This window comes from Collimonas sp. (genome assembly GCF_035566375.1).
Taxonomy (GTDB): domain Bacteria; phylum Pseudomonadota; class Gammaproteobacteria; order Burkholderiales; family Burkholderiaceae_D; genus Collimonas.
The window spans coordinates 15,333-28,704 of sequence record NZ_DATMRK010000031.1; the positions used below are offsets into that span (position 1 = coordinate 15,333).

The following is a 13,372-nucleotide window of genomic DNA, read 5'->3' on the forward strand; positions in this document are numbered from 1 at the left end:
GCTACTGATACTGATGATGGCTATGGATGAAATCGCGCAAACGCGGATAAATTTCATTGTCCCAGCGACGGCCGTTGAACACGCCGTAATGACCAACCCCGGTTTGCACATGATGCGTCTTCATATACGGCCGTATGCCGCTGCACATGTCCTGGGCGGCCACGGTCTGGCCTACCGCGCAGATGTCATCCTTCTCCCCCTCTACGGTAAACAATGCGGTACGGCGGATCGCCGCCGGTTCTATGGTACGCCCTAAGGCCTGCAATTCCCCTAGCGGCAGCGCATGATCCTGAAACACGCTCTGTACGGTTTCCAGATAAAACTCCGCAGCCAGATCCGACATGGCGAAATACTCGGCGTAAAAAGTCTTGATGACATTGGCTTTTTCGTCGTCGCCGTCGACCAGATAGTTGTACAGGTTTTGAAAGGCTTTGAGGTGGCGTTCCAGGTTCATGCTCATGAAGGCATTCAGTTGCAGAAAGCCGGGGTAGACCAGGCGTTGACTGCCGACGAAACGACCGGGAACGGTGCTCACCAGATTGCTTTCGAACCATTCTATCGGTTTGCTTTTCGCTAACTGATTGACTGCAGTCGGATTGATGCGGGTATCGATCGGGCCGGCCATCAGGGTCATGCTGGAGGGTTGCGCCGGATGCCGTTCGGCAGCCATCACCGAGACTGCCGCCAGCGCCGCCACGGTCGGCTGGCAGACAGCTAGCAGATGCGTGCCGGGGCCGATCTTTTCGATGAAGCGGATCAGGTGGGCGACATATTCGTCAAAGCCGAAACGGCCATCGCCGAGGGCCACGTCGCGGGCGTTGTGCCAGTCGGTGATATAGACGTCGTGATCGCGCAAGAGCGTGCTGACAGTGCCGCGCAGCAAGGTGGCAAAGTGCCCCGACATCGGCGCTATCACCAACACGCGCGGTTGCTCCGCCTTGGTTTCCTTGCGGAAACGCAGCAAAGTACAAAACGGCGTCTGGTCGGCCACCTCTTCATGCACCGAAACCGTGCAGCCATTTTCCGCCGCGCTGCTTATCCCGAATGCAGGGCGTTGGTGCGTCAACCGGGTGCACGAAAACACTTCGCAGGCCGCAGCCATTTTGCGCAGCATCAGGCTATCGGGCCAGCCCGGCCAGCGATAGTTCAACAACGGTGCAGCAGTGCCCGCAAATAGGCGCATCGGATCGCTGAGATCCGCATAGCCCTGATATGCCTGGTAAATTTTCGTCATGGTACTACCCTGTTATTGGAGTGCAGGCAAACATCGCAGGTGCAATATCCATGCCCATATCTCTGGCACGACCCTTGCTCAGTAGTCATCAAACGGTTTGCCAATCAAAAACACTTTCGATCCAATACGGAAGAATATTGCCATGCCTAAGACCACTTTGAGCATTACCAGTAAAAACTATTCGTCATGGTCGTTGCGCGGCTGGCTGCTGACCAGGTTTTCCGGCCTCGAATTCCAGGAAAACATGATCTCGCCGGAGGATCCGGACGCCCGCGCCGAAATCCTGCTGCTGTCGTCGTCGATCCTGGTGCCTTGCCTGTATCACGGCAATATCGTGGTCTGGGATACCCTGGCCATCGGTGAATATCTGCACGAGATCCGGCCCAAGGCCGGGTTGCTGCCGGCGGATCGCGCCGCGCGTGCGCACTGCCGCTCGATCTGCGGTGAAATGCATTCCGGCTTCAGCGCCCTGCGCTCGGCGCTGCCGATGAACATCAAGGCGCGCTTTCCTGATTTCAAGGTGTGGTCGCGGGCCGAGGCTGACATCAAACGCATCACCACCATCTGGAAACAATGCCTGGCGACTTATGGCGGACCATACCTGTTTGGCGAGCGTTCAATGGCCGACGCCATGTATGCGCCGGTGGCGACCCGTTTCCTGACTTACGATGTGAAACTGGATTCGGTCTGCAGCGCTTATTGCAAGCGCATCATAGCGATGCCGGAAATGCAGGAATGGATCGACGCCGCCAAGCTGGAGCCGGACGATATCAATGAACTGGATGTGGAGTTTTAAGAAGCCGCGCACCTAAAGTGAAAGGATAGCTGCGATGGATACAGATACCAGCACGACCAATTTGTTCTCCCATGTCCGTGAGGGCGACACAGAATTCCAATCGGGCGGTCTGCGCGATTTTTTCCTGTATCGCGATCTCGGCATCGCCGCCGCCACCGGCGGCAAGGTGGTGGCGCATCTGGTGAAGGCCAATATGGCGCCGGAAGTCGGCACCGGCTGGCATCGGCATGAAGCCGATTTCCATATCGTCTACATGCTCAAGGGTTGGGCCCGCTTCATGTACGAAGATAAGGAAACACTGGTTAAGGCCGGCGACTGCGTGCATCAGCGCCCCGGTATTGTGCATTTTTTATTCGACTACTCGGAAGACATGGAGTATCTTGAAATCGTTAGCCCGGCGGCATTTACTTCGATCGACATGCCCGGCCCGTGCGCCGTGCCGGCGCCGACACCGTGGGTTCAGGCGGATTGAGCGAGATTTGATTTACACCTTTTTGCAATCAAAACATCACGGAGGCCAGCACCCAAATTACGCAAAATTTGCTAAGAGCGGACGTAGCATTGCCGAAAATAAAGCCTATTCAAAAAACAAGACCGCATGTTAGTCTTTGAATTAGTTGATGCTTAATAAACAATAATTTCAGCAATATTTTAAGCAGCAATCCAGGCAAAAAACCCGGCAACAAACAGCTCCAAAGCTCGCTACGGGCACGCTTCTTGATAGCTACTTGATAGTTTCCGATCAAACCACAGCAAAGCAAGATTATGGCAAATTTTTTCGATGAAATGTACTCCGATGGCAAGTCGTCGGTGCGTCCGCACTATGATGAATTTGCTTCCTGGCTAGCGGCCCAGTCCGCCGAAACCATCGCTCGCAAACGCGCCGAAGCCGACCTGATTTTCCGCCGAGTCGGGATTACCTTCGCCGTGTATGGCAACGACGCCGGCACTGAACGCCTGATCCCCTTCGACATCATTCCGCGCATCATCCATGCGCAAGAGTGGGCGCAACTGGAAGCCGGGCTGATCCAGCGCGTCAAGGCGCTCAACATGTTCATCCACGATATCTATCACGACCAGAATATCGTCAAGGCAGGCGTGATACCAGCCGAACAGATTTTCCGCAACGCCCAGTACCGCCCCGAAATGCAGGGCATCTCGGTGGCTTCGGATATCTATGCGCACATTGCCGGGGTCGATATCGTGCGTGCCGGCCAGGGCGAGTTTTACGTGCTGGAAGATAATCTGCGGGTGCCTTCCGGCGTCTCTTACATGCTGGAAAACCGCAAGATGATGATGCGGCTGTTCCCCGAGCTGTTCTTGCGCCACAAGATTGCGCCTGTCGATCACTACCCCGACATGCTGCTGGATAATCTGCGTTCGGTGGCGCCGGTCGGCGTGACCGATCCGACGGTGGTGGTGATGACACCGGGGATGTACAACTCAGCCTACTTCGAACACGCTTTCCTGGCCCAGCAGATGGGTGTGGAACTGGTCGAAGGCCAGGATCTTTTTGTTAGCGATAACGCGGTCTACATGCGCACCACGCGCGGCCCCAAGCGGGTCGACGTGATCTACCGCCGGATCGACGACGACTATCTCGATCCGCTCGCCTTCCGTCCTGATTCGTCGCTCGGCGTGCCGGGTCTGCTGTCGGTGTATCGGGCAGGTAACGTCACGCTGGCCAACGCCATCGGCACCGGCGTCGCCGATGACAAATCGGTCTATCCGTTTGTGCCGGACATGGTGCAGTTCTATTTATCGGAAAAGCCGATCCTCAACAATGTCCCGACTTTCCAGTGCCGCAAGAAAGAGGATTTGCAATACACCCTCGACAATCTCAAGGATCTGGTGGTCAAGGAAGTGCATGGCGCCGGCGGTTACGGCATGCTGGTCGGACCGGCCTCGACCAAGCAGGAAATCGAAGATTTCCGCCAGCGGGTGATCGCCAAGCCGGATGGTTATATTTCCCAGCCGACCCTGGCTTTATCCGCTTGCCCGACCTATGTCGAATCCGGCATCGCGCCGCGTCATCTGGATCTGAGGCCGTTTGTACTATCCGGCAAAAATGTCTCCCTGGTGCGCGGCGGCCTGACCCGCGTCGCCCTCAAGGAAGGCTCGCTGGTAGTCAACTCGTCGCAAGGCGGCGGCACTAAAGATACTTGGATTCTGGAGAAATAACATGCTCAGTCGCACCGCCGATCATTTATTCTGGATGGCCCGTTACACCGAGCGGGCAGAAAATACCGCCCGCATGCTGGACGTGCACGTACAAACCGGGCTGCTGCCGCAATCGGTCGAAGATGTCGAAAAAGGCTGGCGCGCCGTCCTCGGCATTTCTGAACTGACCCATGCCTACGACAAGAAATACAGCGTGGTGACGCAAAAAGACGTGATTGATTTCATGGTGCGCGATCCCAGCAATTCTTCTTCGATTGCCTCCTGCCTGAAACAGGCGCGTGAGAATGCACGCGCAGTACGCGGCGCGCTGACCACCGAAGCCTGGGAAATCCAGAACGCCACCTGGATCAAGATGCAGGGTTACCTGCAGACCGATGCGCTGGAGCAAAATCCGAGCGAATTTTTCGAGTGGGTCAAACATCGCTCGCATCTGTCGCGCGGCGTCACCATCGGCACCATGCTTAAGGACGAAGCATTTCACTTTATCCGCCTCGGCACCTTCCTGGAACGCGCTGACAATACGGCGCGCATCATCGATGTCAAATTCCACGGCGCCAAGGAAGGCGCTTACAAGAAAGGCTCGCAAAACGGCCAGCAGCAAAGTCAAAGCCAAAGCCATAAAGAGCAGGACGACATCGCCAATCCGCAAATCGATTTCTACTACTGGGCGGCGATTCTGCGTTCCGTCTCCGGTTTTGAAATTTACCGCAAGGTGTATCGCGATGTGATCACTCCTGCCCGCGTGGCTGACTTGCTGATCTTGCGGCCGGACATGCCGCGCTCGCTGCTGTCTTGCATGGAACAGGTGGTCGGCAATCTGAAGCATGTGCATAACGACACATCTTCCGACACCGAACGTTTCGCGGGGAAATTGCATGCCGACCTGAAATTCAGCAATCTCGATGAAATTCTCGACGCCGGCCTGCATGACTACCTGACCCGTTTCTTTGAGCGCATCTTCGAACTCGGCAATCGCATCAGCCGCGATTTCCTGGTGCCCCTCAATACCTGATACCTGACATGCTACTGACCATCCGGCATGAAACGGTTTACCACTACACCGCAGCGCTGACTTACACGATTCAGCAGCTGCGGCTGTGGCCCCGTGCCGAAGCTCAGCAACGCACGCTGGCATGGCAAATCAGCAGTTCCGGCAGCCGTCATCCGTTCACCGATGCGTTCGGCAATCTCAGCCATATGCTGACCATCACAAAACCCCACCATGAGGTGCGCATCATCGCCGAAGGCACGGTAGCGGTGACGCCGTTGCAACAGGGCCGGCTGCCGCAAGCGGGGGAATTCTCGCCTCTGGTATTTACGGTGCCGACCCAATTGACGCAAGCTACCGCCGCCGTCATGGATTTCGCGCACCGGAATCTGCAGGCAGGCGCAGGCAGCAGGCAATTGCTGGAGCTGGCGCAAGCAATTTGCGCCGCGGTCGCCTATCAAAGCGGCTCGACGGCGGTCACCAGCAGTGCCGACGATGCGTTGCTGCTGGGCCAGGGCGTCTGCCAGGATCATGCGCATCTGTTCCTGGCTTGCTGTCACATCACCGGTATCCCGGCGCGTTATGTATCGGGCTATATCGACCCCGGCAATACCAGCCACGCCGAAAGCCACGCCTGGGTCGACGTCTGGGTGCAGGAAGGTGATTTCACCGGCTGGCTCAGCATTGATGTGACCCATGCATGTTTTGCCAGCGACAATTATTGCCGATTAGCAATTGGGCGCGATTACGATTCGGCGGCGCCGGTGCGTGGTGTGCGTCGCGGCGGCGGTGAAGAAACCCTGACCGTGCAAGTCAATGTTTCCGCTTTACCATCGGAGCAATAAGCGATTCACATTAATTCACAAAAACTTGTCGCGTCAGCAATACAAACAGCCAATCTGAGCGGGAAACCGGCTTAGCTTCCTGTAAAATCGCCATTTTGCATTTTTCTTCGACACCATGACTTACTGCGTCGCCCTACGCCTGAACTCCGGCCTGGTCTTTCTTTCTGATTCACGCACCAATGCGGGAGTCGACCATGTCGCCACTGCGCGCAAGATGAGCGTGTTCGAAAATCCCGGTGAACGCCTGATGGTGTTCATGACCGCTGGCAACCTGTCGATTTCGCAATCCATCAAACAAGTCATCGGCGAACACATGAATGCCGCCGGCAAGACCATCTGGACTGTCGCCTCGATGTACGAAGCGGCGCAGATAGTCGGCGAAGCAGTACGCATCGTGTATGACCGTGACGCCCAGAAATTGGAAAAATTCGGCATCGATTTTAATGTCGGCATCATTTTCGGCGGCCAGATCAAGGGTGAAGAATGCCGTCTGTTCCAGGTGTATGCGGCCGGCAATTTCATCGAATCGCTGAATGAAAATACCTATTTCCAGATCGGCGAAGCGAAATACGGCAAGCCGATACTTGACCGCGTGATCACGCCCGCATCGACCCTGGACGAGGCGGCAAAATGCGCGCTGATTTCCATGGACTCCACCATGCGCTCCAACATCTCGGTAGGTTTGCCGCTGGACTTGTTGCTATATGGAGTGGACACGCTGGCGGTCACGCGCTTCGTGACGATTGACGAGAAAAACCAGTACTTCCAGATGATTCACGAAAACTGGGGCAAACAACTCAAAGCTGTGTTCAACGGCATCGCCGATCCAGTCTGGAACGCCAACCCGGAAACCGCCTCGAACGTCGTACAGGCGAAGGGTTCTGTCAACGAACCGATGGTATTGGCGCCGCCTGTGGTCAATCGTGGCGGCAGTCAGCCGGCGCCGTTGCAAACCCTGGCGCAAGGGGCTGATAGCAATAAGCAGCACTAAAAAAACAGAAGCCGGAAGTACCGGCATTCACATTCACGGCGACGCCTTACTCCTTGAGCAAGGCGTCGCCGTTTTAGATTACGGCCTCAGGCCATCTTAGAAACAATGCTCCGGCGCTGGAAACGATTTGTCCTTCACCGCGCTGACATACGCCAGCACAGCCGCATCGATACTGGTCTGGCCCTGCATGAAATCTTTCACGAAACGTGCTTTGTGGCCGGGAAAAACGCCCATCAGATCATGCATCACCAGCACCTGGCCGGAGCAATCCGGGCCGGCGCCGATGCCAATGGTCGGGATAGTCAGCATCTCGCTGACTTCCTTGCCCAACGCTGCTGGAATCGCTTCCAGCACCAGCAGGCTGGCGCCCGCTTCTTGCAGCGCCAGAGCGTCGGCCTTCAACTGTTCGGCTGCCGCGGTCGACTTGCCCTGCACCTTGTAGCCGCCCATCTGATGCACCGATTGCGGCGTCAGGCCGAGATGGCCGCAGACCGGAATCGCGCGTTCGGTGAGGAAACGCACGGTAGGCGCCAGCCAGGCGCCGCCTTCGATCTTGACCATTTGCGCGCCAGCCTGGATCACCGGCACCGCGTTGGCGAATGCGCTTTCTGGCGTGGCGTAAGTGCCGAACGGCAGGTCGGCCAGCACCAGTGCGGTACGATTGCCACGCACCACGCTGGCGGTGTGGTACACGATGTCTTGGATGGTTACCGGCAAGGTCGATGTGTGGCCTTGGCACACCATGCCCAGCGAATCGCCGATCAGCAAGGTTTCAACCCCGCAGCGGTCCATCAAGGCGGCAAAGCTGGCGTCGTAACAAGTCAGCATGGTGATTTTTTCACCTTTTTCGCGCAAGGCCTGCAAGGCCGGGATGGTGATCGGTTTGCTGCGCTTGCTTGCATGTGCCGCCGAGTCACGGCCCGAATCACTGCCCGGGTCACTACCCTGTATATATCCTGCCATTGTCATTCTCCACGATTGAAAAATTCACGCTTGCCGCGCATGCCGTCTATGCGCGCCAAGAGTAAGCTGAAATCGGCGTCGTTGCCGGCCAGATCCAGATGTTCGTTATTGACGATCAGCAGCGGTGCATCGTCGTAGTGATAGAAAAAGCGGCTGTAGCTTTCGCACAAGCGCCACAGGTACTCCGGCGAGATCGCCGCTTCCATCTCGATGCCACGCTTTTTGATGCGTTCGACCAAGGTCTCCGGCTCGGCTTGCAGATAAATCACCAGATCCGGCGTCGCTGCCTGCGGCCGCAGATGATCGTACATTTGCTGATACAACTTGAGTTCCTCGTCGGCCAAGGTCAGGCGGGCAAAGATCGGATCCTTGGCCAGCATGAAATCGGCGACCAGATGGCCGGGGCCGTCGAACAAGTCATTCTGTGCCGAGTCGCGCAACTGGTTGATGCGCTGGAACAGGAAGAACATTTGTGTCGACAACGCGTAGCGCGGAGCGTCACGGTAAAACTTTTCCAGGAAGGGGTTGGCTTGCGGTTGCTCCAGCAAGACTTTACACCCCAGATGCATGGCGATCTTGTTCACCAGCGTAGTCTTGCCGACCCCGATCGGGCCTTCTACGACGATATATTTATAGCTGTCTAGATTCATGTTTTAGAGTGAAGCGCTGCACGCGTGAAGAGAACAGTGTGCCAGAAGCTGAGGCATCCGGCAGACGGCCGTCATTAAACAAATTTTGATGCGCAGATTTTGATGCGCAGATTTTGATGCGCAAATTTTGATGCACAGGTTCTTATACTTTACGGATGGTTTGGTCGGCGACTTGCGGAGCAAACTGATGTGCCGGGCCGTACTGGGGAATGACGATGAAGGGATCGAGCTGCAATAGCGGAATCAGGACGAAAGCGCGTTGCGTCATGCGTGGGTGCGGTACCGTCAGCAGCGCGTCCTGGAACGTCGCCTGGCCATATAACAACAGGTCCAGATCCAGCGTGCGCGGCGCATTCGGATAAGGACGCTGGCGGCCGAAATCCTGTTCGATCTGCTGTAAGCCCTGCAGCAAGGCATGCGCGCTCAAGCGGGTTTTGACGCGCGCCACGGCGTTGATGTAATCGTCGCCGCCGGCGTCCAGCGGCGCTGTGCAAAACAGGCTCGATTGTGCATCCAGGCTGGTGTCGGGCAACTTGCCTAGTTGCAGAATGGCGCGCTGGACCTGGGCTTGGGCGTCACCCAGATTGGCGCCGATGCCGATGTAAGCGGTGACCGCTTCGGCAGCAGGAGAGATTGCCGTCATTGACCACCCTGGTCGTCGTTGCTGTGACTGCCTGGATTGACCGTCTTGGCGCCGCTGCGCGAACCGCGTCGACGCGGGCGTTTTTTAGGCGGCGCGGCTTCGGCCGTTGCTTTCGGTTTTTGCGCTATCAGCACTTCACGCTCAGCGCCGTCGCCTTCCATGAAAGCCGTCCACCACTCGCCGATTTCGCTGTCGATCTCGCCCGAGGCGCAACGCAGCAACAGGAAATCGTAACCGGCGCGCAGGCGCAAATGCTCCAGCAGCTTGTAAGGCGTCTTGCCGGTGCGGCGCTCAAAACGTGGCTGCATGGCCCAGATATCGCGCATGTCGGAGGCGATCTTGCGTTGCAGCGCCAGCTTGTCGGTTTGCGCGTCCAGCACATCGTCGGCAGCCAGATGCAGTGCAGGTATGGGGAATTCGCCGGCCGCTTTGTAGGCGCTCCATTTTTCCAGTACCTGATGCCACAGCAATGAGGCAAACAGGAAGCCGGGAGAAACCGGCTTGCCTTGCTGCACGCGAACATCGGTATTGGCCAGCGCCAGCGTCACGAACTTTTCGCCCAGCGGTTGTTCCAGCACTACGTCCAGCAACGGCAGCAAGCCGTGATGCAGGCCTTCCTGGCGCAATTGCTGCAGGCAGGCCAGCGCATGGCCGCTCATCAGCAACTTCAGCATTTCGTCGAACACCCGCGCGGCGGGCACGTTGTCGATCAGCGCCGCCATTACCGGTATCGGCGCGCGGGTGGCCGGATCGATGGTGAACTTGAGCTTGGCGGCGAAACGCACGATGCGCAGCATGCGCACCGGGTCTTCCCGGTAACGCGCTTCCGGTTCGCCGATGATGCGCAAGGTCTTGGCGCGGATATCGTCGATGCCGCCGTGGTAATCGAGCACGCTCTCGGTGGCCGGATCGTAGTACATCGCGTTGATCGTGAAATCGCGCCGTACCGCATCTTCATGCTGTTCGCCGAAAGTGTTGTCGCGCAATACACGGCCATGCTCGTCTTTCGGCGAACCGTCCGAGGAAGCGCCGCGGAAAGTGGTGACTTCGATCAGCTCCTGGCCAAACATCACATGCACGATCTGGAAGCGCTTGCCGATGATGAAGGCGCGCCGGAACAAACGCTTGACCTGCTCCGGCGTGGCGTTGGTGGCGACGTCGAAATCCTTGGGCTTCACGCCCAGCAACAGATCGCGCACCGCACCGCCAACGATGAAGGCTTTGAAACCGTTATCCTGCAGTGTTTTGGTGACACGCACCGCATTGGGAGACACCAGTTGCGGATTGATGCCGTGCTGTTTCGGGCCGAGTATCAACGGTTGGGTGGGATCTTTTTTCTTTTTCCCAAGGATGGAGCGAATCAGCTTCTTGATCATTGCGCGTCGAATAAATTCAGGATGGGCCAGCCTTGCGCAATTGCGTGCTCTTTCAAGCGAGCGTTGGGATTGGTGGCGATGGGGTCGGTGACCAGCGCCATCAGCGGCAGGTCGTTGTGCGAATCGCTATAGAAATAACTGCGCGGGAAGCTGGCCAGCGTCATGTCCATGGTCGCCAGCCAGGCGTGGGTATGGGTGACTTTGCCGGGGCCGTAGGTCGGGGCGCTCCCCAGCTTGCCGGTAATCTCGCCGTCGCCGGTGGTTTCCGGGTCCGAGGCGATCAGGAAATCGACGCCCAGGGCCTTGGCAATCGGCTCCGTTACAAAGCTGTTGGTGGCGGTCACGATTGCCACCAGGTCGCCTGCATCCTGGTGCTTTTGCAACAGGGCGCGCGCCGCCGGGGTAATTTGCGGCTGGATCACTTCCGCCATGAACTGCGCGTGCCAAGCATCGAGCTGCTTGCGCGGAAATTTTGCCAAGGTGCCGAAGGCGAATTCCAGGTATTTGACCGGATCGAGCGTGCCGGCCTGATATTGGGCAAACCACTCGGCGTTGCTCTTTTCAAAGGCGTCGGGATCAACCGCGCCGATGCGTGCCAGGAATTGGCCCCATTCATAGTCTGAGTCGACAGGCAGGAGCGTATGGTCAAGGTCGAATAAGGCCAGGTTCATAGTGATGGTTTATCTTCGGATTCGAGTTGCAACAGGCTGCGTAACAGGGGCAGCGTTATGGGTCGCTGGGTCTCCAGCGAATAGCGGTCCAGCTCGTCCAGCATGGCCGATAAAGACCGCATATCACGCCGGAAATGCGTAATCAGGTAGGGTAACACGCCGCTCGACAGATGCAGGCCGCGCGCTAGCGCCGCATGCGTCAGTGCCGCGATTTTTTCTTCATCGCTCAAACCGTGCAATTGATAAATCAGGCCCCAGCCGAGGCGGGTCCGCAAGTCTTCGCGTACGCTCAGCTCGGACGGCGGCAACTCGCCGCTGGTGACCAGCCAGCCGCCATGCTCGCGAATCTGGTTGAACAGATTGAAGGCTTCGATCTGGTCGCCGGCCGACAATTTGTCGCAATCGTCGATCAAATAGCCGGACACATCCGGCGAGAAATTAAAGACATCGCCGTTATATTGGCTGCCACGGATCAGGCGCGCGCCAGTGCTGCTGGCCAGGGCGTGCAGCACATGGCTTTTGCCGGCGCCGGCGTCGCCCCACAGGTAGACAAAACGATCGCCCGGCGCGGTGAGGGATGTCGCCGACGGCGCGACCAGACGCTGCAAGAACTGTAAAGCTTCTTGATTCTGCCCGACCACAAAAGTGTCCAGGGTCTGCGGTTCTTCCGCAGTTATGTCCAGCGTTAACTGCCTCATACTCGTTTCTTCTAAGGAGGCTCGCTACGGTCTACCGAGCCTGCTTTTAATTTAATTAGTGTTGATAAAAACTGCTGTTGAGGTAATGTGCTCGCACGTGTTTGACCACTACCGACATGATCGCCGAACACGGCAGCGCCAGCAGTATGCCAACGAAGCCGAATAACTGGCCAAAAGCCATCAACGCAAAAATCACTACCAGCGGATGCAGGCCGATGCGTTCGCCTACCAGCCGCGGCGTCAGGATAAAACTTTCCAGTACCTGGCCAATGCCATACACGATGGCGACCGCAATCAGGCCATGCCAGCCGCTGAATTGCAGCATCGCCGCGATCAGCGCCAGCACCAGTCCAAGGCCGAAGCCGACGTACGGAATGAATACCAGCAAACCAGTAATAATGCCGACCGGCAACGCCACATCAAAGCCCGCAATCGCCAGCCCGGTCGAATAATAAATCGCCAGAACCAACATTACCAGCAATTGACCGCGCAAATACTGCGCCAGCAGGCTATCGACCTCTTGTGTCATGTTGCCGGTCTTGCCTTGCCAGCGGCGCGGCACCAGCCGGCTCGCGCGCTCGACGATCGAATGCCAGTCCTGCAGCAGGTAAAACAGCACTACCGGCACCAGCAGTATGGTGGCAATCCAGCCCAGCACTGCGGTGCCGCCGACCTTGACCGAGGCCAGCACCGAGCCCCAGATCTCATCGCCGCTGGTAGACAATTGCTTGGTCAGCATTTCCTTGATGCCGGTCCCGTCCAGCCGCACATTGATGCCGAAATCCTGCAAATGCGGGCCGATTACGCTATCCAGCTTGTTGAGGAAATTCGGAATCTGGTCTTGCAACAAAGGAAATTCTTTGCGCAACACCGGTATCACGATCAAGATCACCGCCAGGATGGCAAACACCAGCAGCAGTATCACGATCAGCACCGCCAGCGCGCGCGGGAAAGGAAACTTGCCGATGCGCCGGCGCGACAGCCAATCCACCCCCGGATTAAGTGCATAGGCGAGAATGGCGGAAGCGATGAAAGGCGTCAGAATCGGCCCCAAGGCAACCAGTAAAGCCACCAGCAGCAGCCCAATTCCCAGCCACAATGCAGTTTGTTTTTGTTCGTCGCTAAAAGAAAATGGCATGGAATCGAAAGTTTGATGGATCGGTTTGATAAAATACCGCTTTTACCGCGCAATAACCTGGCCGAAACCAAGCAATTGATAAGCTAAAAAACAAGACAAAGCCCGTGGAAAAGCCTTATTTTCCGCTGACTATCTCTTGTTTGGCTGTTTTTGGCCGGTTATTTGACCTGATAGACAACGCTGAAACGGCGATGAATA

At 57.1% G+C, this 13,372-nt stretch carries 14 protein-coding genes; 6 read left to right on the forward strand and 8 right to left on the reverse strand.

Features of this window, described 5'->3' with window-relative positions; genetic code table 11:
• Position 1: 1 nt before the first annotated feature.
• Positions 2 to 1,234, reverse strand: coding sequence for a polyhydroxyalkanoate depolymerase (locus tag VNZ60_RS10250; RefSeq protein ID WP_325658746.1), 1,233 nt, complete (start codon positions 1,232 to 1,234; stop codon positions 2 to 4).
• 142 nt (positions 1,235 to 1,376) lie between these two features.
• Here VNZ60_RS10250 and VNZ60_RS10255 point away from each other — a divergent pair, with 142 nt between their 5' ends.
• The 6 genes from VNZ60_RS10255 (at position 1,377) to VNZ60_RS10280 (ending at position 7,035) form a co-directional block, all read left to right on the forward strand.
• A complete protein-coding gene (locus VNZ60_RS10255; protein WP_325658747.1) occupies positions 1,377 to 2,030 on the forward strand; it encodes a glutathione S-transferase in 654 nt (217 codons plus the stop codon).
• A gap of 34 nt (positions 2,031 to 2,064) precedes the next feature.
• Positions 2,065 to 2,502: a cupin domain-containing protein gene (locus VNZ60_RS10260; protein WP_325658748.1), complete on the forward strand. Its 438-nt coding sequence runs from the start codon at positions 2,065 to 2,067 to the stop codon at positions 2,500 to 2,502.
• 293 nt (positions 2,503 to 2,795) lie between these two features.
• Positions 2,796 to 4,211 (forward strand): circularly permuted type 2 ATP-grasp protein, encoded by a 1,416-nt coding sequence (locus VNZ60_RS10265; RefSeq protein WP_325658750.1) that lies wholly within the window; start codon positions 2,796 to 2,798, stop codon positions 4,209 to 4,211.
• Position 4,212: 1 nt separating this feature from the next.
• Positions 4,213 to 5,223 (forward strand): alpha-E domain-containing protein, encoded by a 1,011-nt coding sequence (locus VNZ60_RS10270; RefSeq protein ID WP_325658752.1) that lies wholly within the window; start codon positions 4,213 to 4,215, stop codon positions 5,221 to 5,223.
• Between the two features lie 8 nt (positions 5,224 to 5,231).
• Positions 5,232 to 6,044, forward strand: a complete 813-nt coding sequence (locus tag VNZ60_RS10275) for a transglutaminase family protein (protein WP_325658754.1) — start codon at positions 5,232 to 5,234, stop codon at positions 6,042 to 6,044.
• A gap of 115 nt (positions 6,045 to 6,159) precedes the next feature.
• The gene (locus tag VNZ60_RS10280; protein WP_325658756.1) at positions 6,160 to 7,035 is read left to right on the forward strand and encodes a proteasome-type protease; all 876 of its coding nucleotides are present in this window, start codon (positions 6,160 to 6,162) and stop codon (positions 7,033 to 7,035) included.
• Between the two features lie 96 nt (positions 7,036 to 7,131).
• Here VNZ60_RS10280 and panB read toward each other — a convergent pair whose 3' ends face one another.
• The 7 genes from panB to VNZ60_RS10315 all read right to left on the reverse strand — a co-directional run bounded on the left by panB (position 7,132) and on the right by VNZ60_RS10315 (position 13,174).
• On the reverse strand, positions 7,132 to 7,998 hold the full coding sequence (panB, locus tag VNZ60_RS10285; protein ID WP_414648810.1) for a 3-methyl-2-oxobutanoate hydroxymethyltransferase: 867 nt from the start codon (positions 7,996 to 7,998) through the stop codon (positions 7,132 to 7,134).
• Between the two features lie 2 nt (positions 7,999 to 8,000).
• A complete protein-coding gene (locus tag VNZ60_RS10290; protein WP_325658760.1) occupies positions 8,001 to 8,648 on the reverse strand; it encodes a deoxynucleoside kinase in 648 nt (215 codons plus the stop codon).
• A gap of 142 nt (positions 8,649 to 8,790) precedes the next feature.
• Positions 8,791 to 9,291, reverse strand: a complete 501-nt coding sequence (gene folK, locus VNZ60_RS10295) for a 2-amino-4-hydroxy-6-hydroxymethyldihydropteridine diphosphokinase (protein ID WP_325658762.1) — start codon at positions 9,289 to 9,291, stop codon at positions 8,791 to 8,793.
• A complete protein-coding gene (gene pcnB / locus VNZ60_RS10300) occupies positions 9,288 to 10,667 on the reverse strand; it encodes a polynucleotide adenylyltransferase PcnB (RefSeq protein WP_325658764.1) in 1,380 nt (459 codons plus the stop codon). Before pcnB ends, folK begins: the two co-directional genes overlap by 4 nt.
• Positions 10,664 to 11,338: a histidinol-phosphatase gene (locus VNZ60_RS10305; RefSeq protein WP_325658766.1), complete on the reverse strand. Its 675-nt coding sequence runs from the start codon at positions 11,336 to 11,338 to the stop codon at positions 10,664 to 10,666. Before VNZ60_RS10305 ends, pcnB begins: the two co-directional genes overlap by 4 nt.
• The gene (hda, locus tag VNZ60_RS10310; RefSeq protein ID WP_325658768.1) at positions 11,335 to 12,036 is read right to left on the reverse strand and encodes a DnaA regulatory inactivator Hda; all 702 of its coding nucleotides are present in this window, start codon (positions 12,034 to 12,036) and stop codon (positions 11,335 to 11,337) included. The genes VNZ60_RS10305 and hda overlap by 4 nt, the downstream gene beginning before the upstream one ends.
• Before the next feature lie 55 nt (positions 12,037 to 12,091).
• Positions 12,092 to 13,174: an AI-2E family transporter gene (locus tag VNZ60_RS10315; protein ID WP_325658770.1), complete on the reverse strand. Its 1,083-nt coding sequence runs from the start codon at positions 13,172 to 13,174 to the stop codon at positions 12,092 to 12,094.
• Positions 13,175 to 13,372 lie beyond the last annotated feature (198 nt).